Here is a 248-nt window from a genome sequence, read left to right on the forward strand (position 1 = left end):
CATTTAACAGCGATTTTAAAGCCGTTCACCCGTTAATTTAAGGGTAAGTTACTTTTCGTAATGCGTGCACTCTTCAACACTTTGCTCTTGGCCATGATCTATCAAACAAGAAAAATCCCAATACACCTTCTGGTTGTTAGAATTTTCTCGCTTACTGTACTTGCCATGTCTACATCCTAGGCATATTTTCGTGCTCTCTAGCTCTCTCAGTGGCTCTGTGATGCGCTTTGGTTGCTTCTGTCCTGTAT

The 248-nt window shown here is 41.5% G+C and carries 1 protein-coding gene; it reads right to left on the reverse strand.

Annotation, left to right across the window (positions count from 1 at the left end; translation table 11 throughout):
* Positions 1 to 48 precede the first annotated feature (48 nt).
* On the reverse strand, positions 49 to 248 hold a 200-nt coding region (locus tag AAEY62_RS23880; protein ID WP_350636946.1), incomplete at its 5' end, for a hypothetical protein.

Source organism: Pseudoalteromonas sp. GW168-MNA-CIBAN-0100 (assembly GCF_040309225.1).
Taxonomy (GTDB): domain Bacteria; phylum Pseudomonadota; class Gammaproteobacteria; order Enterobacterales; family Alteromonadaceae; genus Pseudoalteromonas; species Pseudoalteromonas arctica.